The organism is Luteitalea sp. (genome assembly GCA_009377605.1).
In the GTDB taxonomy this organism is placed as follows: Bacteria; Acidobacteriota; Vicinamibacteria; order Vicinamibacterales; family Vicinamibacteraceae; genus WHTT01.
Window position 1 is genome coordinate 60,732 of record WHTT01000009.1, and the last position, 24,478, is coordinate 85,209.

The 24,478-nt window shown below is 65.1% G+C and carries 28 protein-coding genes; 14 read left to right on the forward strand and 14 right to left on the reverse strand.

Features of this window, described 5'->3' with window-relative positions:
• Positions 1-5 precede the first annotated feature (5 nt).
• Entirely contained in the window at positions 6-620 is a 615-nt protein-coding gene (locus GEV06_04655; GenBank protein ID MPZ17189.1) for a sigma-70 family RNA polymerase sigma factor, read from the forward strand.
• 53 nt (positions 621-673) lie between these two features.
• On the opposite strand, the gene GEV06_04660 is transcribed toward GEV06_04655, so the two are convergent.
• From GEV06_04660 to GEV06_04670, 3 genes are read right to left on the reverse strand one after another with little or no spacing between them, the layout of a single operon-like run.
• Positions 674-1,987, reverse strand: a complete 1,314-nt coding sequence (locus tag GEV06_04660; protein ID MPZ17190.1) for a DUF21 domain-containing protein — start codon at positions 1,985-1,987, stop codon at positions 674-676.
• 6 nt (positions 1,988-1,993) lie between these two features.
• Positions 1,994-3,049 (reverse strand): DUF21 domain-containing protein, encoded by a 1,056-nt coding sequence (locus GEV06_04665; GenBank protein ID MPZ17191.1) that lies wholly within the window; start codon positions 3,047-3,049, stop codon positions 1,994-1,996.
• Entirely contained in the window at positions 3,046-4,032 is a 987-nt protein-coding gene (locus tag GEV06_04670) for a hypothetical protein (GenBank protein ID MPZ17192.1), read from the reverse strand. Before GEV06_04670 ends, GEV06_04665 begins: the two co-directional genes overlap by 4 nt.
• Before the next feature lie 28 nt (positions 4,033-4,060).
• Between GEV06_04670 and GEV06_04675 the strand changes: the two genes are divergently transcribed.
• A complete protein-coding gene (locus GEV06_04675; protein ID MPZ17193.1) occupies positions 4,061-4,780 on the forward strand; it encodes an SDR family oxidoreductase in 720 nt (239 codons plus the stop codon).
• A 15-nt stretch (positions 4,781-4,795) separates the two neighbouring features.
• The gene (locus GEV06_04680; protein MPZ17194.1) at positions 4,796-5,440 is read left to right on the forward strand and encodes an MBL fold metallo-hydrolase; all 645 of its coding nucleotides are present in this window, start codon (positions 4,796-4,798) and stop codon (positions 5,438-5,440) included.
• 120 nt (positions 5,441-5,560) lie between these two features.
• Here the strand turns inward: GEV06_04680 and GEV06_04685 are convergent, their stop codons facing one another.
• Together GEV06_04685 and GEV06_04690 are read right to left on the reverse strand one after the other, a co-directional pair.
• Positions 5,561-5,860, reverse strand: a complete 300-nt coding sequence (locus GEV06_04685) for an FHA domain-containing protein (protein ID MPZ17195.1) — start codon at positions 5,858-5,860, stop codon at positions 5,561-5,563.
• 96 nt (positions 5,861-5,956) lie between these two features.
• Positions 5,957-7,132 carry a Re/Si-specific NAD(P)(+) transhydrogenase subunit alpha gene (locus tag GEV06_04690; protein MPZ17196.1) on the reverse strand — a complete coding sequence of 392 codons (1,176 nt, stop codon included), beginning with the start codon at positions 7,130-7,132 and terminating at the stop codon, positions 5,957-5,959.
• 376 nt (positions 7,133-7,508) lie between these two features.
• Between GEV06_04690 and GEV06_04695 the strand changes: the two genes are divergently transcribed.
• Together GEV06_04695 and GEV06_04700 are read left to right on the forward strand one after the other, a co-directional pair.
• Positions 7,509-7,826: a hypothetical protein gene (locus GEV06_04695; protein ID MPZ17197.1), complete on the forward strand. Its 318-nt coding sequence runs from the start codon at positions 7,509-7,511 to the stop codon at positions 7,824-7,826.
• On the forward strand, positions 7,720-8,313 hold the full coding sequence (locus tag GEV06_04700; GenBank protein ID MPZ17198.1) for an FtsX-like permease family protein: 594 nt from the start codon (positions 7,720-7,722) through the stop codon (positions 8,311-8,313). The genes GEV06_04695 and GEV06_04700 overlap by 107 nt, the downstream gene beginning before the upstream one ends.
• 76 nt (positions 8,314-8,389) lie before the next feature.
• On the opposite strand, the gene GEV06_04705 is transcribed toward GEV06_04700, so the two are convergent.
• From GEV06_04705 to GEV06_04720, 4 genes are all read right to left on the reverse strand, one after another.
• The gene (locus GEV06_04705) at positions 8,390-8,704 is read right to left on the reverse strand and encodes a hypothetical protein (GenBank protein MPZ17199.1); all 315 of its coding nucleotides are present in this window, start codon (positions 8,702-8,704) and stop codon (positions 8,390-8,392) included.
• 34 nt (positions 8,705-8,738) lie between these two features.
• On the reverse strand, positions 8,739-9,857 hold the full coding sequence (locus GEV06_04710) for a DUF222 domain-containing protein (protein ID MPZ17200.1): 1,119 nt from the start codon (positions 9,855-9,857) through the stop codon (positions 8,739-8,741).
• 353 nt (positions 9,858-10,210) lie between these two features.
• On the reverse strand, positions 10,211-11,065 hold the full coding sequence (locus GEV06_04715) for an FtsX-like permease family protein (GenBank protein ID MPZ17201.1): 855 nt from the start codon (positions 11,063-11,065) through the stop codon (positions 10,211-10,213).
• Complete coding sequence (locus tag GEV06_04720) at positions 10,935-11,732, reverse strand: FtsX-like permease family protein (GenBank protein MPZ17202.1); 798 nt, start codon at positions 11,730-11,732, stop codon at positions 10,935-10,937. The genes GEV06_04715 and GEV06_04720 overlap by 131 nt, the downstream gene beginning before the upstream one ends.
• A 65-nt stretch (positions 11,733-11,797) precedes the next feature.
• On the opposite strand from GEV06_04720, the gene GEV06_04725 reads away from it, so the two are divergent.
• Positions 11,798-12,505 carry an isocitrate lyase/phosphoenolpyruvate mutase family protein gene (locus GEV06_04725; GenBank protein ID MPZ17203.1) on the forward strand — a complete coding sequence of 236 codons (708 nt, stop codon included), beginning with the start codon at positions 11,798-11,800 and terminating at the stop codon, positions 12,503-12,505.
• A 529-nt stretch (positions 12,506-13,034) separates the two neighbouring features.
• On the opposite strand, the gene GEV06_04730 is transcribed toward GEV06_04725, so the two are convergent.
• From GEV06_04730 to GEV06_04740, 3 genes are read right to left on the reverse strand one after another with little or no spacing between them, the layout of a single operon-like run.
• Entirely contained in the window at positions 13,035-13,622 is a 588-nt protein-coding gene (locus GEV06_04730) for a hypothetical protein (protein ID MPZ17204.1), read from the reverse strand.
• A 14-nt stretch (positions 13,623-13,636) separates the two neighbouring features.
• Positions 13,637-13,852, reverse strand: coding sequence for a hypothetical protein (locus GEV06_04735; protein MPZ17205.1), 216 nt, complete (start codon positions 13,850-13,852; stop codon positions 13,637-13,639).
• A 29-nt stretch (positions 13,853-13,881) separates the two neighbouring features.
• Positions 13,882-14,805: a hypothetical protein gene (locus tag GEV06_04740; GenBank protein MPZ17206.1), complete on the reverse strand. Its 924-nt coding sequence runs from the start codon at positions 14,803-14,805 to the stop codon at positions 13,882-13,884.
• Between the two features lie 74 nt (positions 14,806-14,879).
• Here GEV06_04740 and GEV06_04745 point away from each other — a divergent pair, with 74 nt between their 5' ends.
• Positions 14,880-15,323: a hypothetical protein gene (locus GEV06_04745; GenBank protein MPZ17207.1), complete on the forward strand. Its 444-nt coding sequence runs from the start codon at positions 14,880-14,882 to the stop codon at positions 15,321-15,323.
• Between the two features lie 45 nt (positions 15,324-15,368).
• Positions 15,369-15,926 (forward strand): DJ-1/PfpI family protein, encoded by a 558-nt coding sequence (locus tag GEV06_04750; protein MPZ17208.1) that lies wholly within the window; start codon positions 15,369-15,371, stop codon positions 15,924-15,926.
• A 166-nt stretch (positions 15,927-16,092) separates the two neighbouring features.
• Here the strand turns inward: GEV06_04750 and GEV06_04755 are convergent, their stop codons facing one another.
• Positions 16,093-17,886, reverse strand: a complete 1,794-nt coding sequence (locus GEV06_04755; GenBank protein MPZ17209.1) for an alpha/beta fold hydrolase — start codon at positions 17,884-17,886, stop codon at positions 16,093-16,095.
• Here GEV06_04755 and GEV06_04760 point away from each other — a divergent pair.
• Together GEV06_04760 and GEV06_04765 are read left to right on the forward strand one after the other, a co-directional pair.
• The gene (locus GEV06_04760) at positions 17,885-18,961 is read left to right on the forward strand and encodes a hypothetical protein (protein MPZ17210.1); all 1,077 of its coding nucleotides are present in this window, start codon (positions 17,885-17,887) and stop codon (positions 18,959-18,961) included. The two genes, GEV06_04755 and GEV06_04760, sit on opposite strands and share 2 nt — an antisense overlap.
• Before the next feature lie 49 nt (positions 18,962-19,010).
• Entirely contained in the window at positions 19,011-19,409 is a 399-nt protein-coding gene (locus GEV06_04765) for an NUDIX domain-containing protein (GenBank protein ID MPZ17211.1), read from the forward strand.
• Positions 19,410-19,429: 20 nt separating this feature from the next.
• Here the strand turns inward: GEV06_04765 and GEV06_04770 are convergent, their stop codons facing one another.
• Entirely contained in the window at positions 19,430-20,200 is a 771-nt protein-coding gene (locus tag GEV06_04770) for an A/G-specific adenine glycosylase (GenBank protein MPZ17212.1), read from the reverse strand.
• A gap of 29 nt (positions 20,201-20,229) precedes the next feature.
• Between GEV06_04770 and hpnC the strand changes: the two genes are divergently transcribed.
• The 4 genes from hpnC to GEV06_04790 are packed head-to-tail and all read left to right on the forward strand — an operon-like array spanning position 20,230 to position 24,444.
• A complete protein-coding gene (gene hpnC / locus GEV06_04775; protein MPZ17213.1) occupies positions 20,230-21,105 on the forward strand; it encodes a squalene synthase HpnC in 876 nt (291 codons plus the stop codon).
• Between the two features lie 21 nt (positions 21,106-21,126).
• Positions 21,127-21,939 (forward strand): presqualene diphosphate synthase HpnD, encoded by an 813-nt coding sequence (gene hpnD, locus GEV06_04780; protein ID MPZ17214.1) that lies wholly within the window; start codon positions 21,127-21,129, stop codon positions 21,937-21,939.
• The gene (locus tag GEV06_04785) at positions 21,936-23,324 is read left to right on the forward strand and encodes an FAD-dependent oxidoreductase (GenBank protein ID MPZ17215.1); all 1,389 of its coding nucleotides are present in this window, start codon (positions 21,936-21,938) and stop codon (positions 23,322-23,324) included. Before hpnD ends, GEV06_04785 begins: the two co-directional genes overlap by 4 nt.
• A gap of 49 nt (positions 23,325-23,373) precedes the next feature.
• Positions 23,374-24,444: a class I fructose-bisphosphate aldolase gene (locus GEV06_04790; protein ID MPZ17216.1), complete on the forward strand. Its 1,071-nt coding sequence runs from the start codon at positions 23,374-23,376 to the stop codon at positions 24,442-24,444.
• Positions 24,445-24,478 lie beyond the last annotated feature (34 nt).

Sequence of the window (24,478 nt, forward strand, 5' to 3'; positions counted from 1 at the left end):
GCATCATGAGGGACAAGTCGCAGTCCGAAAAGACGCTGGTCGGTCGGCTCCGGGCAGAGGATGGGACGGCCGTAGCCGAGCTTGCGGACACGTATGGTGCCAGAATCTATCAACTGGCGCTTCGTTATACGAAGAATCATGAAGATGCAGAAGAGATTGCTCAAGACGTGCTGTTGAAGGTCTTTCGTAAGATCCGCGCCTTCCGAGGCGATGCTGCGCTCTCATCCTGGATTTATCGCATCACGTACAACACGGCGATGTCGCGCCTCAGGAACGGCAAGTTCGCACGCCCGGCTGAAGTCTCGGCCGAGCTCCCCGACGATCGTCAACAGGGAAAGACCAGGCTGCTGGAGGCAACGGATTGGTCGGCGCTGGGTGACGAAGCCGTGCTCCGTCGCGAGCTCCGGGACCGCTTGCGGGTAGCGATCCGCGATTTACCACCCATATACAGGCGACCCGTCATTCTGCGCGATGTTCACGGCCTGTCTACCGAGGAGGCAAGCCGCGTGCTTCGTGTGAATACGCAGACGTTGAAATCGCGCCTTCACCGGGGCCGGTTGATCCTCCGAGAGCGCTTGGGCGACTTCGAGAGCGGGCTTACGTTGCATCGCGCCGCCTAACCACCACGAAGACACGAAGTTCTTCGTGGTTTAGCCTTCGTGCTCTTCGGTGTTTACCTTGGTGCCTTCGTGGTTGGACTACCCAACGCCACAATGCACTCGCTGACCCCGTGACCTTCTGTGGCTGTGACCTCGAAGTGAACCCCTTCGTAGTCGACGCGGTCGCCGATACGCGGAGGGCGCCCGAGCAGTGTCAAGACTAGGCCGCTGACGCTGTCGACGTCGGGATGTTCGAGCGCGACTCCGAGCTGCTCGCCCACCTCCTCGACGCGCACGGTTCCTTTCACGTGGAGGCGGCCGAGGTAGTCGCGCGAGATACTGGGCCGTGCCGGGCCTGCTTCGTCGATCTCTCCGATCACTTCATCGAAGAGATCCGAGAGCGTGACCACACCCGCGGTCCCTCCATGCTCGTCGATGACGATGGCCATGTGGGTCTCTTCCTTGCGGAGCATGTCGATGACGCTGCCCAGGGCCGCTGTTTCCGGCACGTACGGCATCGCGTGAACGATGTCTGCTGCGAGCACCCTGCCGTCCTCGCACGCGGCGATCAGATCCTTGACGTGCACCATGCCGATGATCTGGTCCAGGTCCTCGCCGTAGACCGGATATCGACTGTAGGGGCGCTCCGCCACGAGGGCTCTCATGGCCGACCCGTCGGCTCCCAGCGGCAGGCCGGCGATCTGCACACGGGGCGTCATGACTTCTCGTGCCGTGAGCTCCCCAAAGTCGAAGAGCTCTCGAAGGATCCGGCCCGATTCGGCTCGCAGCAACCCGCCCGCCTCGCTCTCGCGCACGACGAGCTCCAGCTCCTCGGGCGAGTAGAGGTGCTCCCGCGTGCCCTCCTGACGCTGGAGGCCCAGCGCTTTGAGGAGCAGATTGCCAAGACCGTTCAGCCCGAAGACGATTGGATAACAGGCATACTGCATCCACAAGATGTGCGGAGTAATCCAAAGCACCGTGTGCTCGGCCCGCTGCAGCGCAATCGACTTCGGCACCATTTCGCCCACGACAATGTGAAGGTAGGTGAGCGCCGATACGGCAATGGCGCTCGCCACGGAATGCGCGCCGATGTAGTGCGCTGTGCCGCTGTCCGCGAGCTGACGCAGGATCCAGTCGGCGAGCACGTGCTCGCCGTACATGCCGAGGCCGAGGCTGGCCACGGTGATCCCGAGCTGCGCCGTCGCGATGTAGCGATCCTGGCGCCGTGGGACCTCGAGCACGCGGTGCACCACTTGGGCGAGCCGTTCCCCCGCGAGGGCGCGCCGTTCGATGGCGGCGCGCGGCGCGCCCACGATTGCGAACTCCGCGGCAACGAACAGGCCGTTCAAAACGACGAGCGAGATGATGATCAAGAGCGCTATCAGCATGAACGGTTATGCATATCGCCTGGACGCTGAGCCTTGAGCTGGCGTCAGTAGCTCTCTCAACAGGTCTTCGAGTGACACGATGCCGACGACCTGTCCAGACCCGTCCTGGACGATCGCTTGGTGCGTTCGCCGCTCGCGTAAGAGCGCCACGAGCCGATCACCGGTCAGTCGCTCGTTCACGAACAGCGGCGGGCGCAAGACATCCCGGAGATCGCTCACCGCGTTTCCCGCCAGTCGCCTCAGAAGCAGCGGCTTCGAGTTGAGGATGCCGATGACGTGGTCCAGTGATCCCTCGAACACCGGAAACCGCGTGTAAGGGCTCGCCATCGCGCGTGCGTACACGTCGTGAATCGGCGTCCGGATGTCGAGCGCGCTCACCTGCTCGCGCGGGATCATCAGCTGGCGCGCCGTGCGCAGGCTGAAACGCAGCGCGCGCTGCAGGCGGACATGCTCGTCAGGCTCCAGAAGACCGCCGTCTCGGCTGTCGGCAATCAGCAGCTCGATCTCTTCAGGCGAGTGGATATGGCGGTGCCCGGCGTCGGGTCTCCGCAGCAACTTCAGGAGCAGCAGGGCGCTACCGTTCAGGAAGTTGATGAACCAGCCGAGCGTCGCCAGGGTCCAACGCATCGGCCAGTACGTTGCGAGGGCGAGCGGCATTGGGTATTGCAGCGCTATCGACTTCGGCATCAGCTCGCCGAGCAGAACCTGCAGCGCGGTGAGCACGAGGAGCACACCGACCGAGGAGACCGACCACGCTGCCGAGGCGCTGAGACCAAGCCAGGCGCCGATGTACGGCGCGAGATCGACCGCAATCGTGGCCTGGCCGTACGCGCCGAGCACGAGGCTCGAGAGCGTAATGCCCACCTGACTCGTGGCAATGTAGCGGTCCAGCCGCTGCGGATCTTCGAGCACCGGAAGCAGATGAACCGCGAGACGATGCCCTTCCTCGGCCAGTTGTCGAATCCGGCTTCGTCTGGTGCTGACGGCGGCGAACTCGGCCGCCACGTACAGCGCGTTGACGGTAATGAGCACGAGGACGACGAGCGCATCAACGAGGCTCATCGGCGGCTCGCCAACACGTTGTCGAACGCGATGCGCTCACCGGGGCTCAAGGCCGGCAGGTTGATCTCGGCGACGGCACCCTTCCTGAACCGAACGGGCACTGCAGCGACTCGACCGCGGGTGCTCTCCTCGCCGTCCAGCGTGGCGAAGCAAGTCAATTGGCGGCGGGCTCCATCCAAGAGCGCTTCGGCGACGCGAGCGCCCGCCGACGCCAGTGCGTGAACGCCAGGGGGCCAGAGACGCGGCACGCGTGCCTTGATTCGCGCCAGGGCGCTGACGCCGAGCACGGATGAGGGCCGGTCTCCGCCAATCGAGCCCTCTTCCCAGGCCACCACGACTCGATCAGGTGGCCGCCCGGCCAGCCACAGCTCCACGTGTTGCGGGGAGACGTGCGCTTCCAGCCCAACGGAGATCGCGACCGCCGCCGCGAGCGCTGCTGGGGCGGAGCCGACGATTGCTGCGCGCGGAACACCCAGCTCTTCCACAGCGCGTTCCACGAGCCAGGCGGCTGCCGGACCGGCGCAGACAATGGGCGCGCCGGCGTTGATCCTCAGCACCCGGCGTAGCAGATCCAGCCCCGTTTCACCCTGCCACTCACGCGACGGAGGGCCGGCCGCGTCGGCCAGGACCACCACGGCTGCGTCGCGAGTTGCTGCCTCGTCTGCGGCCGCGCTCACGCGCGTACCAAAGCCCTCGACCGGGCCAGCCTGACAGATGTCGAGCGCCTTGCCTCCCGCCAAGCGCTCAGCCTTGTCGATCAGGCGGATCTCGCGGAATCGGTCACCTCGAGCAAGCGCGTGCGCCAGATTGCCACCCAGGTCCCCGGCGCCGAGAACGACCGCGACGGACATAACGCACGGCGATTGTACCAGTGGAGGCGTGTAACGTGCTGCCTGCGCCCGAAGCGCGGCTCGTTCACCGTCGCGGCGATCCATGGTCAGCTCCGAGCCGTGGAGGCGGAGGATGCGGAAGCCATGAGCCATCTCGTCAGGTCTCAAGTAATCTGTAACGATGACTCATGAAGCTTCTCTATCCGGAAAAGTAGTGGTCGTGACCGGTGGGTCACGAGGCATCGGTCTCGCCACGGCGCAGGCGTTCCTCCGTCGTGGCGCTGCCGTTGTGATCAGCGGGCTGGATGAAGAGCACCTGCGCGCTGCGCGGCAAACACTGGGAGACGACCAGGTCGAAGCCGTGCGTGCGGACGTCCAGAGCCCGCATGATGCCGCACAGCTCGTGGAGGCCGCGGTCCGAGCCTTTGGTGGTCTCGACATCCTGATCAACAACGCCGGCGTCGGCCGCTTCGGTAACGTCGAGAAGCTGTCGACCGACGAGTGGAACCTTGTTCTTGGGACGAACCTGACTGGCGTGTTTCACTGCTGTCGGGCCGCAATTCCGCACCTGCGGCGGCGCGGAGGCGGTTGGATCATCAACGTCAGCAGCTTGGCGGGCATCAACGCTTTCAAGGGCGGGGCCGCCTATTGCGCGAGCAAGGCTGGCCTGGACGCCTTCACCGCGGCGCTGATGCAGGAAGTGCGCTACGACGGGATTCGCGTGGCGACGATTGCGCCAGGCTCCGTGCGCACGGGATTCTCCGGTCGCGAGGAGGAAGGGGCGGATTGGAAGCTCGCCGCCGAAGACGTGGCCCAGGTCATCATCGATCTCGCGGAGCATCCGGCGCGCAGCCTGCCGAGCCGTGTCGAGCTCCGACCCTCGCAGCCAAAGAAAGGCTAGGTAGGGGAGTAACGCATGATTTTGGAGACACGCGCCGTTCCCCCAATGCAGAAGAACGGCTATGTCCTCGGGTGTGAGGAGACGCACGTGGGCGTCATCATCGATCCAGGCGATGAAGTGAAGCTGTTGCTCGACTGCGCTGCACAGCATCGTCTCACCATCGCTTATATCCTGCTCACCCACGCGCACGTCGACCACATCTCGGGCGTCGGCGTCGCCAAGCAGGCGCTGGGGGCGCCCGTCGTGTTGCATCGAGACGATCAGTTTCTCTACGAGCGTGTCGTCCAACAGGCACTGGCGTTCGGTCTCCAGGCGGATCCGCAACCGCCGGTTGATCAGTTCTATGACGGACCCGGACCATGGCGCTTCGGGCGATATCAGCTGTTCGTGCACCACACGCCCGGGCACTCGCCTGGTGGCGTGTGCTTGCAGGTCGGTGGCCGAGGAGCTGCAGCTCCGGTACTGTTCGCAGGCGACTCCCTATTTGCCGGCTCGATCGGCCGCACGGACCTGCCTGGCGGCGACTACGCCACGCTTATCAGGTCCATCCGCGAGGTCCTGTTCCCGTTTGGTGACGAGGCGATCGTTCATCCAGGGCATGGACCGTCGACCACAATCGGACGCGAGCGGCTCACGAATCCTTTTCTCAGTGACGAGTGACGAAACGGAGTGACGAGTGACGAGTGACGAGTGAGGGTGAACCAACGTCGGCTAACGGCTATTGAAGGCGGGTGCCTCGTTCGTCTATCGTCAGCCGCAGTGCTGCGGAGCTGCAGCTAGTCACTCGTCACTGTCTTTCCGGCACCTGAGCTCCATGCGGCCGACGCGCAGCCGATCACCGCTGGCGAGGACGGCGCGGTGGATGCGCTGGTCGTTGACGTACGTGCCGTTGGTGCTGTCGAGGTCCTCCACCTCGAGATCGCCGCTCGCGAGCGCCGTGACGCGGCAATGCAGGCGCGACACCATGACCGCATCAATCACGAAGTCTGCCCGAACAGCGCGACCGATGGTCCGGATTCCAGAGGAGATACGAAACGTCAGCTCAGGGGCGTCGCCGTCGGCTGTCTCCAAGATCCACATAGGAAGCACCGAGAACCCTTGGAGCTCGCGAGCACGGCGCGTTCGGCGAACGCGCCCTACCAGGACGGTGGTAGGGCCGCCTCGCCGAGGCGGCCGCTAACCTTTGGTCTCCACCATGTCCGGTAACCCGAGCAGCGCCCGAACACGCGGATGCACGACCTCACCGTTTCTCGTCAGCAGCGTCTCGCGCGTGATCTCGTCCTCGAGATTCACGACGAGCGCTCCATCACGAGCGAGATGTTGCACGAACGTGACGAGGTTCTTCGAGTACATCTGGCTGGCGTGATAAGGCACGGTCGCCGGTAGGTTCGTTGGGCCGAGGATCGTGACACCCTCGACGACAACCGTTTCGTTCGCCTTGGTCAGCTCGCAGTTGCCGCCGCGCTCGGCGGCCAAGTCGACGATGACCGAGCCTGGCGCCATCGCCGAGACCATATCCTTTGTCACGAGCACCGGCGCGGGCTTTCCAGGTACGACGGCCGTCGAGATGACCACGTCGCTTGCGGCCACAGTCCGCGCCATCAGCTCCTGTTGGCGCCGGTAGAACGACTCGTCCTGCGCCGTCGCATAGCCCCCCTTGTCCTCGGGCGCCGCGGCTTCGAGCGGCAGCTCGACGAATTTCGCCCCCAGGCTCTCGATCTGTTCCTTGACCGCTGGGCGCACGTCGTAGCCCTCGACGCGTGCGCCGAGGCGCCGCGCCACCGCAATGGCCTGTAAGCCGGCCACGCCAGCCCCGATGACGAGCACGCGGGCCGGCGCCAGCGTTCCCGCTGCCGTCGTCAGCATCGGGAACATCCGGGTGAGCGCACTTGCAGCCAGCACCACGGCTTTGTACCCGCTGACCGTGGCCATTGACGAAAGTGCGTCCATGCTCTGGGCGCGCGTGATGCGCGGGACGAGCTCCACCGCGAAGCTTGTCGTCCCCCGCGCAGCCAACGCTGTCGTGCTCTCGCCGGCGTCCAGCGGATCGGCAAAGCCGATGACCGCCTGCTCCGACCCGAAGAGCGGCAGGTCGGCGCTGCCCGTTTCTGGATTCGCGCCGGGCGTTCGCACTTGGAGGAGCACTCGAGCGCCCTGAAAGACGTCGGCGCGGGAGGCCGCCAGCTCGGCGCCCTTCGCTGTGTATTCCTCATCCCTGAATCCGGCCGCCTCGCCCGCTCCCGCTTCGACCAGCACGCGAAGTCCCACCTTTGTCAGAAGCGGCACGTGCGCCGGGACGAGCGCCACCCGGTCTTCGCCTGGCGCCGTTTCTCTTGGCACACCCAGAACCAACATCTCGGTCATCTCCACCGGATTATAAGGGCCAGGGGGCAGGAATCGGGATTCAGGAATCGGGATTCAGGAAACGGCCCTTCGACTCGCTTCGCTCGCTCAGGGCCATTCGACTCGTCAACGGCTTGCCATGAGCGAGCCTGACGGGGCGCCGAGGCGTCAGGTGAGTCGAATGGGAAACGGGAAACAGGCTTGCCTAGCCGTAGCCCGCCTTCGCTATCGCATTCGCACGGCCTGCCTAGCCGTAGCTCGCCGGAGGCGAGCGAAGGCTGGTGAACCTCTGCGGCATTGGCTCCGTCAAACAGGCAGGCCTCGGTCAGGCAAGCAGGTCGAAGGAGGTTCGGGGCTCCCTCCCATTCCGAGGACACGAGGAAGCATGGCAAGGAAGCACAGGCGGTTGTGGTGGTGGGGCGTCGGCGCGCTCGTCTTGGTCGCGGGCGGATTCGCGTTGGCGGGCTCCTCCCGCTCTCAGGGGGCGATCGACTCGTCACTGCTGGCCACTGTCGAGCGCGGCACGATGGTGCAATCGGTCGTCGCGACCGGCAAAGTGGAGCCCATCGGCCAGGTCGAAATCAAATCGAAGGCCAATGGGATCATCGAGAAGCTTTACGTGGACGTTGGCGATCGCGTCGAGGTCGGTCAGCCAGGTGAGAGACACAATCGGTCGCAGGCACCGCTTCAATCCCGCGGATGAGCGCGCGATCATGATCAACGACTCGGTCGAGAACAGCGCCACCTTCGCCGGCATCTCAAACGGCCTGAAGGTCGTGCTGGCGTTCATTGGCGTGCTCACACTCGCGATTGGCGGCGTTGGCATCATGAACATCATGTTCGTGTCCGTCACCGAGCGCACGCGTGAGATTGGGATTCGAAAGGCGCTCGGCGCGCGCAGGAGAGAGATTCTCCTCCAGTTCCTGATCGAAGGCCTCGTCATCACGGCAGCGGGCGGGGCGCTTGGCATTGCGGCCTCAGGCGCCCTGGTCTGGTTGTTCAGCCCACGACCCTTTCTGGCGGAGCTCTTCGACGATGTGACGCGCAGCACCGATATTCACTTGGTGCTCTCTGCGCAATTGCTTGGCCTCTCGACGGCGATTCTGATGGGCGTTGGCCTCGTCAGCGGTCTGCTGCCCGCCCTCCGCGCCTCTCGACTCGATCCGATCGAGGCGCTGCGGTATGAGTGAATCTGGGCCACGCGGTCGACGTACGGTTCGGCGTCGACGCCGAGTACTGCATCCGTTTGACGTCTTGTTCTATGACTTACATCGCCACGGACTGCCCAGTGGAAACGCCCATGCCTGAGGCAACGGACGCTGGGTGATCTCGCAGCACGTCGAGCGCAAAGTGCAGGTCGAGGCGTTCACCGAACCAATGAGGGGTGGCCGTGTCGGGGCGGATGCGAATGCCGGCCGCCGCCAGCCGCGCGGTGTTGGGCGCGAGCGGATGCTGGATGTGATTGCTATCGCGTTTCCAGCGCGGCGCGCGCGGGCAGGGCGGTAGCGGCCGGCCGTCGGGTCGGCGTACAGCCACGGTTCCATCCGGCGCCCGCGTGAGCGTGAAGCCTTCTTCGTGCACTGCGCGATGATGGCGTTTGCAGAGCAAGGCAAGGTTAGTCAGTCGAGTCGCCCCGCCGTGACCACCAATGATGAAGGTGGTGCGCGTCGCAGTGCCGCGCCGTACATCCTGGGAACTGGCAGTGACGATCGCGGGCCGCGAGCGCCCGCCGGATCGCTGGGGAGATCGATCGTCGTTTCCGCCCGACATCGAGCACCGTGCCGTCTGGCCCATGCCGCATCACCACCGTCGACGCGTCGCACGCCATGCGTCGCGACGTTTCCGAGGAAACGTGTGTGCCGTCCACATGCTCCAGCACGGCCTGGTCCGCGTCCGACGCGACCACCTGCTCAGCGGTCGCTCCAGCGTCTGCTTTCAGCGTGTCGTCGTCGACGTGAAGCACCACTTGGTAGCGATCGCCGGCCGTCCCGCGATCCAAGTCACTCGCCAGCGCACTCTCGGCCAACAGGCCGAGCGCATCCGCGCGGCGTTGGCCGGGTGTGACTTCTGCGGTGGCATCGTCGCGCGGGTCGCTCGCGCTCTCGCGAAACAGCCGATCGCCTGCCGCCTCGAGCGCTCGTTGCACCACGGCGCCGAGCTCCGGCGTGAGCCGGCCGCGAATCACCAGCGTGCCGTCCTCCTCGACCCAGGTCTGGAGATACCGCTGCTGATGCCGCCGGGCGGTCTCCCGCGCTTCGTCCAAGCGATCGGCGCGGCGCCAGGCGCGCACCAACCGCTCGACCTGCGACGCGGTGCCACCCTGCACCGCCCCTAGCAGCCGCGATTCATTCTCGGGCGTTGCGATCCTCGTCAAGGCGCGGACCTTCGAGTAACTCAGCTCGCCGCGCTCCATGGCGGCGCTGATCAGCGGCAGCCGCGCCAGGGCACGCGCCACGCGCACCTTCTCGCGGGCGGCGCCGGGATCCAGGCCGGCGCGCCAACTCAGCCAGTGCGCGCACGACAGGCAGCCGCCATCGTTCCAGCAGGCTCGCTCATCGAACTCTCGGATCAAGACCAACAGTTCGTAGGTCGCGGCCTGAATGCGCGCAGAGAGCTCGGCGATCGCATCGCCGAGGCGTTCGATCTCCTCCTCTGAGACCGGCGTCCGTGCCTGGGGCCGCGCTTCACCGATCGAGGTGTTGGAGGTCGCATGTCGTGATTCGTGAAGAGACATGGACCATCATAACCCCCGGCATTCTCGGCCTCGTGTACGCTTCCAGGTGCCACGAAATTAGCCTGGGGGTCTCCGTGACCCTTCTTTGGCGAACAACGGTTGCCAGACGGGCAGTATGCGCTTCCAGTAGGCGTCCTAGCGCGGCGTCTCAATTACGGAGCACTCCTCGAAAAAAGCCTGTCAAGCAAAAAGTGGGGTCCGGACCGGGAGCATGGGTAACAGTTCAGACCGTGACATTCGAGTCTGGTCAAACGGCGAGGTCGAGTTGCACCCGTGCTCGCCTGATCCGGGCGGGGACAGTCCAGCACAAGCTTTTGTGTCGGCCCAGGCCGCGGCTGCACAGAATTCAGGACCTACGCGTCCGAGCGGAGCGTCTGGCACGGATCGACGCGCGTCGCGTGCCGCGCGGGCTGATATGCTGCGACTGCCGTCGCCGCCATGACGAGGAGGAGACCGGCCGAAAAGGCTCCGACGTCGAGCAGCGAAATGCCCTCGAATGGGACGTTCGCGTCCAGGATCTTCATCACGGCAAACCCAGCGACCAGGCCGATGAATGCACCGATCCCCGCCAGCCGTATGGATTGCTTCAAGACGAGGCCGACCACCGCCCCGCCCGTTGCGCCCAGCGCCATGCGGAGGCCGATCTCCTTCCTGCGCTGGCTCAGCGCGTACGACAACACACCGTACAACCCGGTCACGCTTAGGGCCAGCGCCACGGCACCGAGCAGCGATCCAATCCATGAAGCCGCCAGAAGCGGATACATCTGCAAGTCGCGCACCTCGCCAAGAGGCAATGCCTCGAATACCTGCGGATTCGGAACGATTCGGCTGAAGATCTCCTGGAGCGTTTCGGGGCCGAGATCGCGATCCGTGTGACCCCGAACGAGGACTGCCGTGGCGTGGGCGTCGGCCGGACCTATCGGCAGGTAGATGTGCCCGGCGTCATGTCCCGCGACCAGCATGCCGGTGACGATGTCGCGGACCGTGCCGATGACGGTGACCTCACGATACGCGGCAAACTCGTCGACCGGGCGACCCTCGGCCGGGTCGATTCTGATCGTCTTGCCGATCGGATCCTCACCGGGCCAGAACGCATTGGCGGTGGAAGCGCTGACGATCACCACGCGTGCGGCCGAGCGTGCCTCGTCGATGTGAAACCCCCGGTCCCGCGCCGCGTTGAACAAACGGATTCCCGCTTGTGACGGCAACCGAGGCTACTCGTGGGTCGGCCGACAGACCTCCAGCGAGGGGACGTGCCAGCTCGTCCGGATCGCCACGGACATTCACCGAGATCACGCCTTGCGTGTCGAAGCCGAGGTCCATGGCAGCGACGGCGGCACCATTCCGCGCGAGCGTCACCGCCGTGATGGCGAGGACGAGCGCCACGGCCACTTGCGCGATGACGAGGGCGTTGCGCAGCCTGAATCGACCGCGCGTGGCGCGACCGTGGCCCCGCAGTGCATCCGTCAGGGAGAGCCGTGATGCCTCCAGCGACGGCAGCAGGGCGAACAGCAACGTCGCTAACGCCGACACCGCCAGCGCGAACAGGAACACCCGATAGTCGAACGTCAGTGGGGCCAGGCGCAGGATGGGGGCCACGGACGGCGGCAGGGTGCTATACAGCGTGAGCCACGCGACCCGAAGGCCCAACGCAGCGAGTGCGAGACCAGTAAGGCCTGCAAGGACAGATATGAAGAGCCCCTCGGTCAGCATCTGCCGCACTACGCGGCTCCGGCTCGCGCCGATGGCGAGGCGAACCGCCATTTCACGGTGGCGCGCGATCGCGCGCGCAAGCATCACGTTCGACACGTTCGCACACGACGTGACGAGCACGAGCAGGAACGCCGCGAACACCGGCGAGAACATTGCGACCATCTCGATCGACAGCGTGTTGGGCGACGGCTGAGGCCGTACCTCTGCACCGTGATGGCCTGTTCGTGATGCCCAATCCGTGGGATATCGGCTCGGCGAAGCTGCTCGCCTCCCTCGGGTTTGCGGCGCTGGCCACCACGAGCTCGGGCCACGCGGCGAGCCTTGGGCGACCCGACCGCCACGTCACGCTCGACGAGCTGATTGAGCACGCGACGGCTCTCGCCCAAGCGGTCGACGTGCCGCTCAACGTCGACGCCGAGTGCTGCTTTGCCGAGGATACGGCTGGGATCGCGGACACGGTGGCGCGCCTGGCGCACACGGGCGCTGCAGGCTTCTCGATCGAGGATTTCAATCCGGTCGCCAAGCGCATCGACTCGATCGGTCGGGCAACCGAACGGGTCGGCGCGGCCGCTGCAGCGGCCAGGCGTGACGGGCTCATCCTTACAGCCAGGGCTGAGAATCACATCTGCGGGATCCAGGATCTCGATGACACCATCAGGCGGCTGACCGCCTACCGCGATGCGGGCGCCGAAGTCGTATACGCGCCTGGCCTCACCGAGCTCGACGACATCGCGCGTGTGGTTTCTGCCGTCGGCATGCCGGTCAACGTCCTCCGGCTTGACAAAGGACCATCGATCGCGGAGCTGACCGCGGCTGGCGTCCGCCGTGTGTCGACCGGTGGTGCACTCGCCCGCGCAGCCTACGATGGTCTCCGCCAGGCTGCCACCGAGCTTTTCGAGTCGACATCAATCGTCGGTCAGCCGCCGAAGCGCTAAACCAGCGGCCCGCCCTTCACGGTCAGTTCGGTCGGCATGATGCTTGGCGCGCCGCGCGCCAGCTCTCCCTCGGGAAGATTGAGAGACTTAATCCGCCCTTCAGGTTCTGCTGACGCCGCTCCCGTCAATAGTGACGGATGGCAATGAGGTCACTGTTCACGAGGAGGGCGACATGAGGAGGGTGGGTGCCGCGGCCGTTTTGCTCGACGCTCTGCTGAGCGCTCCGGTCATGGGTTGCACGTCCACTACTCCACGGGGTGTCAAACCACGCGCAGTATCAGCCGCACTCTAGCGAGCGGAGAGGCACCGACCGCCAGGCGCCCGCCGATCTCCCGCTGTCCCCACGCCACCGCGAAGGACATGAAACCATACAGGCCAGTCGCGACGCTGAGCTCGCGAACCTGACAGCTTGCTGTCAGTGCCGTCGATGATCCAGCGTTCCCAACTGACCGCGCGGCACGTTGGGCACAAAGCTTGTGCCGCCTCGCAGCCTTTCACGACCGGCGGGCCGCCGCTAAGGACGCCTCCGTTAGATCCCGCGTCCGGCAAGGATATCGTCGAGAAGTGCGCCGAGCGACGTGCCACGGTTGTACCGACGTTGCTCCACGAGGGCAATAGCGTCCCGCGCACGTCTGAGCTCGGCTGGAGAAATATCGCGAAGCAGGAATATGAGATCCCGGGCGTCGTCTGGACGTTGAGGAGAGGCGGAGAGTAGCTTCATCGCGACGAGATGTCCAGCGCGGGCCACCGGTACTGTCAGCCCTTGCTGGATCTCGATCTCTTCAGCCGCGGCGACCACCTCGGACTCAATACCTGACGAGGCGAACAAGAGATCGACGACGATTCCCGCTTCCGGATCTTGACCGTACGGTGTCAGTCGGATCGTGGCGAGTCGCCCCGAGGTTCGTTGTTCAAGCGCGGCATGGACCTGGTAGCCTCTCAGCACTAGGTCGTGAATCAACGATTCGGCCGCCGCGTCGTCGGCAACCGCCACCGCAATATCAACGTCACGGGTCGTTCGCGGTTCCACACGAACCGAAACCGCCAGGCCGCCGATAAGGGCCCACGCGTGATGGAGCTCGTTGAGGACTTCCGCAACGCCTCCGAGGATTGACAGCGGGTTTGGAGAGTCTATCGGCGCGGCCACGGGATCACCCGCCCCACGCCGTCGCCATGCTCGGCACCCGGACGCTCGCGAAGCCAGGCCCCGAGACGCCGCGTCAGGTCCTCGTCCGATATGCCAGGGAACGCCCGGCGCAGTTGGAGTCTCTTGAGAACGAAGGCGGTCTTGAAGAGCTCGTTGGCGGTCCAGAGACGTTTGGCCAGCGTCTCGTGAGAGACAGACATGTGAGTAGTTTACCTGAAGTGTCCAATCGCTACGGCTGAAACAGGTCGGCTCGTTCGGCTCCGCCCGACCATGAACGCAGGTACATCACACCGTTGTTCACCCGACGGCCCAGAGCACTCAATTGCTCCATCGTCTCGGGCGTGAACTGTGACTCGTGGCAGGCGAGCGCCGCGCGTGCCTTGGCTTCGTCTTCCTCCGAGTAAGGTACGCGGGTGTTCAGAAACCTCTCGGCCGTCGGCTTGAACACGGGAAGCTTCAGGGCGCTGGATACGTCAGACGTGAGACCTTTTGTCGGCAGTGCAGCATAGTACAGGAGCGTCGTCGTCTCTCCCGCTTGCACGATTTGCGTCACGGCGGCGCTCACGAGACGATGGTCTGCGTGTCCGTAACCGCCTTCGGGACCCCACGTCACGATCGCGTCAGGGCGCACGTCGGTGACCACCTTTTCGATCTTCGAGACCAATTCGCCCAACACCTGGAACCCGCTCAACCCGCCATCTGGCAGACCCAACATGATCGGCGGGTGGATGCCCAGGTTCTGGCAGGCGCATTCGGCTTCCTTGCCGCGCACGGCAGCCAGTTTCTTCCCCGCCGGTATCTTGGCAAACGGCGTCACGCCTTGGTCACCGCCGGTTGCCAATACCAGGTACACATCGGTGTCAGCCTTGCTGCCGTAGTGCGCCAGCAGCGGTCCCACCATCGTCTCGTCGTCTGGATGCGCGAATACAGCCAGCAGCGTTCGCTTCTTTTCCGTGGCCGACTCCGCCTGTGCCCACGCGCCGCTCGCGAACAGCCACATGACCATGCCCACCGACACGGCACCCGCAACCCTGCCACAACGTCGCACGCTCTCCTCCTTGCCATCCGATATCGATGGCGCCATTGAAAGACACACCCCTACCGTCAGTGACGAGGCGAGTGGCATAGGCCACTCTCGCGTTCCAGAGTTCATCCCTCGAGCCTTCCATACGAATGCAGGATAAGGGATCTGTGACAATGGGCGAAGAGCGCCAACGGAGGTGACCGGTGTGGAAGCCAGACGACGACGAGCAGCAACTTATCGAAAAGCTGCGCAAGATTGAGGCGTTGTTCGCCAGGCCCGGGACGGACGGCGAGCGTCACGCGGCAGAGAGCGCGGCGGCGCGGATTCGCGCCCGTCTCCTCGCGTTCGAACGAACCGAGCGACCCATCGAGTACCGGTTTTCGCTGCCCGACACCTGGTCGCGCACCCTGTTCGTCGCGCTCCTTCGCCGCTACGGCTTGAAACACTATCGCTACCACGGCCAGCGGCGCACCACCGTGATGGTCAAGGTCACGAAGTCGTTCGTCGATCAAACGCTCTGGCCGGAGTTTCAGCAGCTTCTCACGGTGCTCGAGGAGCACCTCGAAGAAGTGACCCGGCGCGTGATTGACAACGCTCTCGGCAGCGATGAGACCTGCACAGAGATGCGCCCCGGTGCAATGTATTAGCCACGGCCTCTTGCGAAAATCCATCGGGTCGGAAAGAATCGCGGCGTGCCCACCTCCATTCTGATCGTCACAGGCGACGCGGGCGAGAGCTACGAGTGTCTCTACGCACGGCACCGACTGCTCGAAGCGGGACTCGCGCCGGTCATCGCAGCACCGAGCCGGCGACGGCTGCACCTCGTGATTCACGACTTCGAGGAAGGGTGGGACACGTACGTCGAGCGTCCTGGCTACGGCGCAGACGCCGACACGACGTTGGACGACGTGCGCGTGGATGATCATCAAGCGGTGCTGGTGCTCGGCGGTCGCGCGCCGGAGTACCTGCGGCACGACCCGCGCGTCCTCGACCTTGTCCGGGCATTCGACCGCCAGGAGAAGTGGATCTTCGGTATCTGCCACGGCGTGCCGACGGCACCGCGAACTTCACAGCGGACCTCGAGGCCGGCAGACTGCCAATCGGCACGGACGCTCGACCCACGCCAGCAAATCAGCTCTTTCGAGGTCATGGCCTCGGCGCCGAGATTCACATCGTTGTGCGAAGCCATGGGCCGATATCGCCGGGATCTGTCACGACACAGACCACGACCTTCGACCCCGACTGCATGATCTGCGAAGATCAGATCGCAGCTGTTTTCCCACCTGTCTAGTCATCCCGGGAGGGATGTTTCCGCCGGGCGTCCCTCCCGGCCGTTCTTTCAACTGATCCACGTCGTGGAGACCACCATCCACTGATTGCCCGACGCCTCGTGGCATTCGAGGCGAACACTGACGCCTAGCTGGAAGGCAGAGTCTTACCGAGCCATGCGCTGATGGTGCGTGGAAGCCCTGGACTGATCGTGCGGTCCGTCAGAACCGCGTACTCCTGTACGGCGCCGGTCTGTGCTTTGACGAAGAGGTGATTCAGCCCAGGGAGCTTGGTGAGCGCGGCGGCGCCGCGCCCCTTGTCACGCGCGCGCGCCATAGCCACGAGCTCGTCGGCGTGATGGGGGAGGACCTCCTTATCGAGGTCGCCGTGCACCACCAGGATTGGCTGCTGAACGTCTTTCATCACTTCTGCCGGATCGTACTCGAGCACGCTGCGGAACGAAGGGGTGTCCGACCGCTTCCGAACCGGCTCCGGCACCTTGTCCCAGTCCACACCGGTCAGCACTGCATGCTGCATCGTGAGCTGTTGTGCCATCTTCTGCTCACGCTCCTCGTCGGAGAGCTCCATGTTCGAGAGCACGTTCTGCTGCTCTTCGAGGAGCAGCTCTGAACCGGTGACACTGGCACCTGCCATCAGCACGAGCGCCCGAATTCGCTTCTCACGTTTGCCGGCCAGCATCGCGACCCAGGCGCCTTCGCCGTGGCCCACTACGGCAATCCGATCGTCATCCACATCGTCACGCGACCGCAGGTAGCGCACGACGCCACGCACGTCCTCCGCATAGTCTTCCAGTTCGGCAGACTCAGGGCGGCCGCCGCTCTGGCCGACGCCGCGCCTGTCGTAACGGATGACGAGATAGCCGGCATCGACGAGTGCATTGGCAAGTTGGCCGAGCACCGGAATCCCAAAGATAGTTTCGTCCCGGTCGCCAGCCTCGGCGCCAGAGACCAGCACAACGGCCGGATACTCGGGCGAATCTGGCGGATCGGGATCCCGTCTCTCGTCTGAGTCGTCGTCCGAATCGGCCGGTGGCTCAGGCGGCCTCGGCTTCGACACCGTGGCGGCCAGCGCGAATCCCGATGCCTTGATCCGAACATCCTCGTCGTTGTCACGCCACACCTTCACTTGGCGCGTGGAAACCGCTGCCAGATCCTCGCGCACGAAGTCGAGTGACTGCGTCGGGACCGCCATCCGGAGGAGGCCGCCCTTGGTATCGAGCCACACATCCATCGTGAGCGGACCGGCCGACTGTGGCTGTGCGGGCAAGGTGATACCGACCCGCTTCACATCGAACGTCCCCTCCGTGGTCTGGATACGCTCCTCCCCAACGCGGGTCACGCTCACGTCGACCTCGCCAACTGGGGCAATGTACATCTTGAGCGATGTGCCTTGCTCTGCCGACACCAATCGGCGCGCGAGCCCGTGGTAGGAGCCGAGAAACAGCACGCCTTGCGCGACGGCCAAGCTTCGGGGCGACACGCGGTCGGTCTTGTCGGCGGTCTTACCGCCCTGCGTGACCTTGCTGGCCGCTTGACCTTCTGAGAACGTCGTGGTCAGCGAGACGGCGTCTCCCTTGACGAGTGCCTCGAGGGAGAGCCGTACTGGCTCGCCGGAGGGTGAGTAAACGGCTTCGGCGCGCTCGAGCGAGATATCCAGCGGCGCCGCCAGCGAACCAGCGGATGTGATTGTCATGCCGGTGGCGGTCTCGCTGATCGCCACTTCTTCGCTCCCAAGCGGGCGGCCCCCGACGAAGACCCTGAAGACCCGCGCGTTGGGCTTCGCGCCACCCTGCGCCGCCGGCTTCCCAGGTTCTTGCTTCGCGTTTCCTGATTCCCGATTCGCGGCTCCTGAGACTCCAACGGCCGCCATTGTGAGCGCGAGGACAAGACCGCTAGAATAACGAGCAAAGAGCGTGCCCATGACTCAAGGATACCATCCAGATGTGCTCCCACAATCAAGCGCGTACGAGGCGGTGAAGCGTGGCGCCGGCATGCGGGATCGCTCGGCGGAGGGCCGGCTAGGCGTCTCCGGTTCCGATCGAGCCGACTGGCTTCAAGGGCTTGTCACGAACGATGTCAAAGCGCTCGCGCCAGGTCGGGGCTGCTATGCTGCGTACCTCACGCCTCAGGGGCGAATACTCTCCGATCTGCGTCTTCTCGCATTGGACGATGCGTTCTTGATCGACGTGCCGGGCGAAACCCTGGCGTTACTGCTCCAGCGTTTCGAGCAGTTCATCATCACCGAGGACGTGCATGTCTGGGATCGAACCAGTGAGCTCGGACGGCTAGCTGTCTATGGCCCGGAAGCGACCCGCATCGTGGCCGCGTCGTTTGCCACGAGTGGAGAGCGCGTGGCCTCGCTGACGGAGCACCAACATACCACTGTGCGCTGGTCGGGTGTCGACGCGCTCATCGCCGGCTCCCGCGATCTCGGAGCAATCGGCTTCGACGTATATGTTCCGCCTTCTCACTTGCCTCAGCTCGAGCACGTGCTGCGCGAGGCGGGCGTGGTCTCGCTGGACGAGGCGACGTGGCACGCGCTGCGCGTCGACGCGGGACAGCCGTTGTTCGGCGTGGACATGACCGACGATACGATCCCGCTGGAGGCCGGCATCGAAGACCGCGCGATCAGCCTCACCAAGGGCTGCTACGTTGGCCAGGAGGTGATCATCCGCGTGCTTCATCGCGGCCAAGGTCGGGTGGCGCGGCGGCTCGTCAAACTCGTCGAGACTCCGGTCCCTCTTCCAGTGGGCGGCCATCCGGATGCGACGCCACCTCCCGCATCAGCGCCGCAACAGCCAGGCTTGCCGCGCTTTGTGCGCGGCGCGACCATTGCGAGTGGCGATCGCGACGTAGGTCGAGTCACCAGCGCAGCTTGGTCGCCCGGCGTTGGTCGGTCGGTTGGTCTTGGCTACGTCCGCCGGGAGCTCGCAGAGCCCGGGACGAGGCTAGAGGTTCTCTCCGGCAGCGAGCGAGTAGAGGTCTCGGTTGGGTAATGGCGTGGACGACGGCAGGGCCGCCTTGTCGAGGCGGCCGCTGGTGCGTATGACCGTTGCGGCGGCCGTGATCGAGCGAAGCGATGCGTTTCTGTTGACCCGTCGGCTCGCTGGAACGCATCTCGAGGGTCACTGGGAGTTTCCCGGTGGGAAGTGCGAGCCGGGCGAAGCGCTTCCCGCTTGCCTCCGCCGCGAGCTCGACGAGGAGCTGGGCTGCGGCGCCCGCGTCCATGAGCGCCTGTTCTCGACGACGCACGCGTATCCAGCGCGTATTGTCGATCTCTACTTTTATCGATGCGAGCTCTTGGGCGAGCCGGAACCGCGCCTCGGGCAGCAGATGCGCTGGGTCCCGCGTGACGAGCTGCGCACCTTGCCGCTCCCGCCCGCCGATGCCGCCCTCATCGAGCTCTTGGAGGGGCAAGGGGCCCCTAGATCCCTAGATCCCTAGATCCCTAGATCCCTAGATCCCTAGATCCCTTTACCCCCTTGCCCTTGCCCTTGCCCTTGCCCCTGCCCCCTGCCCGCCGGATAGGCTTTGCATATCCGATCCATGGGACACAGCAAGCAGCCGGGCTTTCGTGCCGTGCAAACCGTCGCGCCGAGATCCATCAACGCCTGGTTGAAGTCGAAGACGTTCTGTCGCGGCAGTAACAGACGCGACAGCTCCCAGAGGCGTTTTTGTGTTCGATGTGCCTTTGGATCCCCCTGGCTGATGAAGACGCGGAACAGCACGCGGGCGACATTGGTGTCGAGGATTGCGGCGCGCTGTCCGAAAGCAAAGCTGAGCAGGGCGCCCGCCGTGTAGGCGCCGATGCCCTTGAACGTGCGAAGCGTCTCCTCGTCGGCCGGCAGGGTGCTGTCATAGCGCGCGACGGCTTCGCGCGCAATGGACTGCAGTCGGCTCGGACGGATGTTGTAGCCAAGCGGGTACCAGGTGCGAACGACCTCGTCCTCACCGGCTTCCGCGAGTGCCTCTAGCGTTGGATACTTGGCGAGCCACTCCTCGTACTTTGGCAACACACGCTCGACCTGCGTCTGTTGCAGCATCACCTCGGACACCAGGATGTGATACGGGTCCGTGGTTTCGCGCCAGGGAAGGCGTCGTCCATGGCGGCGATACCATGAGAGGAGCTGTGTGCGGAATCGGCGGCGCGCGGAGGCCGACGGTAGCGCGGGGAGGTCGGTCGGCGTAGAAGCGCCGGTCTTGGGGTGCGAATATTGTCGTTTCCGTCTCGCCATGCGCGGACAGTTTCCTATAATCCAGCAAAATGGTCGACGTCCCGGCGGCATTCGTGCAGGATTACCGGTTCTGTCAGGCACTGGCCCAGGCGCATTACGAGAACTTCCCAGTGGCCTCACGCCTGCTTCCCAGGGCGATGCGGCCGCACGTGGCGGCGATCTATGCGTTTGCCCGTGTAGCCGACGACCTCGCAGATGAAGGGTTGATGGATCCGGCAGAGCGCCTCGCACGGCTCGACGAGTGGCGGCACGCACTCAAAGCGTCGGTGGCGCGCACCACCATCCAAGCGGGAGCTTTCACGCCGGTGTTTCGCGCACTGGGCCATAGCATCCGCCGCTGCCGGCTGGATGTCGCCCTGCTCGACGACCTCCTGCGCGCCTTCGAACAGGACGTCACCATGCACCGCTACGATCGCTGGGTCGATGTGCTGGACTATTGTCGGCGCTCGGCGAATCCGGTTGGCCGTCTCGTGCTGCAGGTCGCCGGCTACCGGGACCTCGAGTTGGCGCGCGCATCGGACGCCGTGTGCACGGCGCTCCAGCTCGCGAATTTCTGGCAGGACTTCGGGAAGGATTGGCGCGCGGGTCGCCTCTACGTGCCTCGGGAAGACGCAGAGCGATGGGGAGCGCGCGAAGAGGACCTGGCGAATGGTCACGTCACGGATGCGTGGCGTGCCGTGCTGGCAGAGCTCATCGGTCGCACGCGCGTGTTGTTGCGCGACGGGCGGCGCGTGGGCGACTTGACGCACGGCCGTTTGCGATTGGAGCTGCGGCTGACCTGGCTGGGTGGCTGGACGATTCTGGATCGCCTCGCACGCGCCCCGCGTCGAAGTCTCGACGACCGGCCCACGTTGTCCCGCAGAGACATTCTTCCGCTGATGTGGCGGGCCATGGTGTGGCGCTGACACAGAATTCATCTGCTCTCCATGGCACGCGACACCAACTTCTACTATTCCTTCCTCGTGCTCTCGCCAGACCGGCGGCGCGCCATCATCGCCGTCTGGGACTTCTGCCGCGCGGTCGACGATGCCGTGGATGAATCAGAGGGGAAGGATGGCACGGCGGCGCTGGTGGCTTGGCGCGCGGAGCTCCATCGCTGCTTTTCCTCGGGGGCGCCCCGAACGGCACAAGGCCGCGCACTCGAGCCTTGGATCGGTCGTTTCAACTTGCCACGACAGCCCTTCGAGGACCTCATCGACGGTGTTGCCATGGATCTCGTTCCGCGACGCTACGCCTCCTTTGACGAGCTACGCGAATATTGCGTGCGTGTCGCGTCGGCCGTCGGGCTGATCTGCCTCGAGATCTTCGGGTACCGGAACCCTCGAGCCCGTCAGTACGCGGTGGAGCTTGGCCTGGCCCTGCAGCTCACCAACATCCTGCGTGACGTCGGCAGCGACCTCCAGCGCGGTCGCTTGTACATCCCGGTCGAGGATCTCAGAAGCTATGAGGTGAACGAGTCGGACCTCCGTGCAGGACACCTCACGCCGCCCGTGGTCGCCTTGCTGGGGCACCAAGCCGCACGCTGCCGTGAGTTCTTCGCCCGCGCCCGCGACGCCTTCCCGTCCGACGAGGCGCGCCGGCTCGTCGCTGCGGAGATCATGAGTGCGATCTACGCGTCGCTCCTGGAGCGCATCGAGCGTCGAAACTTTGACGTCTTCTCGGAGCGGATACGGGTCCCGCGGCCCGTACGGGCGCTGATTGCGCTTCGAACCTGGGCCCGGGTCATGGTGCGATCATGATCGCACCCCATGTGATCGTCATTGGCGGCGGCTTCGCCGGGCTGACCGCCGCGGTGTCGCTCGCTTCGTCTGGGGTTCGTGTCACCCTCCTCGAGGCGCGTGGTCAGCTCGGGGGACGGGCGTCGTCGTTCGTGGATCGAGAAACGGGTGAGTGGGTCGACAACGGCCAACACATCCTCATGGGCTGCTACCGCGAGACGTTCGCGTTCCTTCGCGCGGTCGGCGCCGAGCAGGACGTCGGCTTGCAGCGGACGCTCGAAGTGACGTTCGTCGACCCCGAGGGGCGCTTCTCCGTGTTGCGCTGTCCGGCGTGGCGGCCGCCATTGAACCTCGTGGGCGGCGTGCTCGGTTGGCGCGGCGTCGGGTGGCGCGCTCGGCTCTCGGCGCTCAGGCTCGGCCCTGTCCTGCGGCGGGCGCGGGGAGAGCGTGGTCTCCCGCCCGACGGTCTGGCGCCGCCCGGCGAGACCGTTGCGCGGTGGCTGGCTCGCCATGGCCAGCATGCCGAGCTCTGCTCGATGCTGTGGGAGCCGCTGGCGCTCGCAGCGCTCAACGAAAGCGCGGCCATCGCGGCCGCGTCACCCTTCGTGCGCGTCCTCGGTCAGATGATGGAGGGGGGCACGCAGGGCGCGGCCCTCGGGATTCCCGCCAAACCACTCGTGGCGCTCTACGGGGTGGCCAGCAGAGTCATCGACGCCGCGGGCGGCCATGTCCGCACACATAGCCTCGCACGAGTGCGGTTAGCGGGCGATCGTGTGATCGGGGTGGATGTGCGCGACGACCAGAGCTCCGGGCACTCCTCCCCTGTCGAAGCGGATGTGGTCATCGTTGCCGTGCCGTGGTTCGACCTACCACGGTTGTTCATCGACGAGATGGACAACGGGGGGCCGGGCAGGATGGGGGCACTGTGTCGGGCGGCCTCGGAAACCGCCCCGTCACCCATTGTCTCTGTCAATCTCTGGTTCGACCGCGGGATTCTGCCGTGGGCGTTCGTCGGCCTGCCGGGTCGACCGCTGCAGTGGGCCTTCGACAAGCGCGCCGTCATCGGGGAGGATGCGTCGCATGTGACGCTGGTTGGAAGCGGGGCGCACGACCTGGTGCGTCAATCGAACGAAGCGCTGGCCGCCCTTGCGCTCGACGAGCTTCGTGATGCGCTTCCCAGCGTTCGCCAGGCTTCCGTGCGCCGGACGTTGGTGGTGCGCGAGCCGCGCGCGACGTTCTCGCTGGCCGCCAGCCAGCCTGCTCGGCCGCCCACGACCACCGGCGTGCGACGGCTGCTGTTGGCCGGCGACTGGGTTGATACCGGCCTGCCGGGGACGATCGAGGGTGCCTGCCTGTCCGGGCGATGGGCCGCTGACGCGGCGCGGCGCCTGCTGGCGATGGGATAAAATGAAGGTTTGATCGGCTGGCAGTGGCTCGATTGAGGGAACGACAGCTATGACAACGACGATTGTAACGAGCAGGATACACGAGCTACTCGGCGCCGATGCCGAGGCTTTGCTCTCATACGAGGCGCGCGGGTTCCGGGCGGTGGATCTGCACCTTCCCGGACCAGACTTCGTCGATCGGGTGGTCACTCAGACGAACCGCCGGCCGCAGGTGCTCCGCGGCTTTCAGCAGATTCTCAACACTGGACGTCTCGCCGGCACCGGCTACGTCTCCATTCTGCCGGTCGACCAGGGCGTCGAGCACGCGGCCGGGGCCAGCTTCGCGCCGAGCCCGGCGTATTTCGATCCAGGGAAGATCGTGGAGCTCGCCGTCGAGGGCGGGTGCAACGCGGTCGCCTCGACGCTCGGCGCGCTCGGCGCCTGCGCGCGGAAATATGCCCACAGGATCCCGTTCTTGGTCAAGCTGAATCACAACGAGTTCCTCAGCTATCCGAACAGATACGACCAGATCATGTTCGGGTCCGTGAAGCAGGCATGGGAGCTCGGGGCGGTCGCCGTTGGCGCGACCATCTATTTCGGCTCGGAGGAATCCACCCGGCAGATTCAGGAGGTCTCCGAAGCCTTCGCGTTGGCACACGAGCTCGGCTTGGTCACGGTGCTCTGGTGCTACTTGCGCAACAGCGCCTTCAAGACCGAGAAGACGGACTATCACCTTGCCGCGGATCTCACCGGACAGGCCAACCACCTTGGCGTGACCATCGAGGCCGACATTATCAAGCAGAAGATGCCGGAGACCAACGGGGGATACACCGCCTTGAAGTTTGGGAAGACGCACAAGCGCGTGTACTCGGAGCTCATTCCGGGCGACCATCCAATCGAGATGACGCGCTACCAAGTAGCCAATTGCTACATGGGCCGCGCTGGCCTCATCAACTCAGGTGGCGCGAGTGGCGAGAACGATTACGCCGATGCCGTGCGCACGGCTGTGATCAACAAACGAGCGGGCGGCATGGGGCTCATCTCGGGACGCAAAGCGTTCCAGCGGCCAATGGCCGAAGGCGTCGAGCTGCTCAACATCATCCAGGACGTCTATCTCGACAAGACCATTACAGTGGCTTGAAGACAATACCGTTCACTTATTACGCCACGTGCAA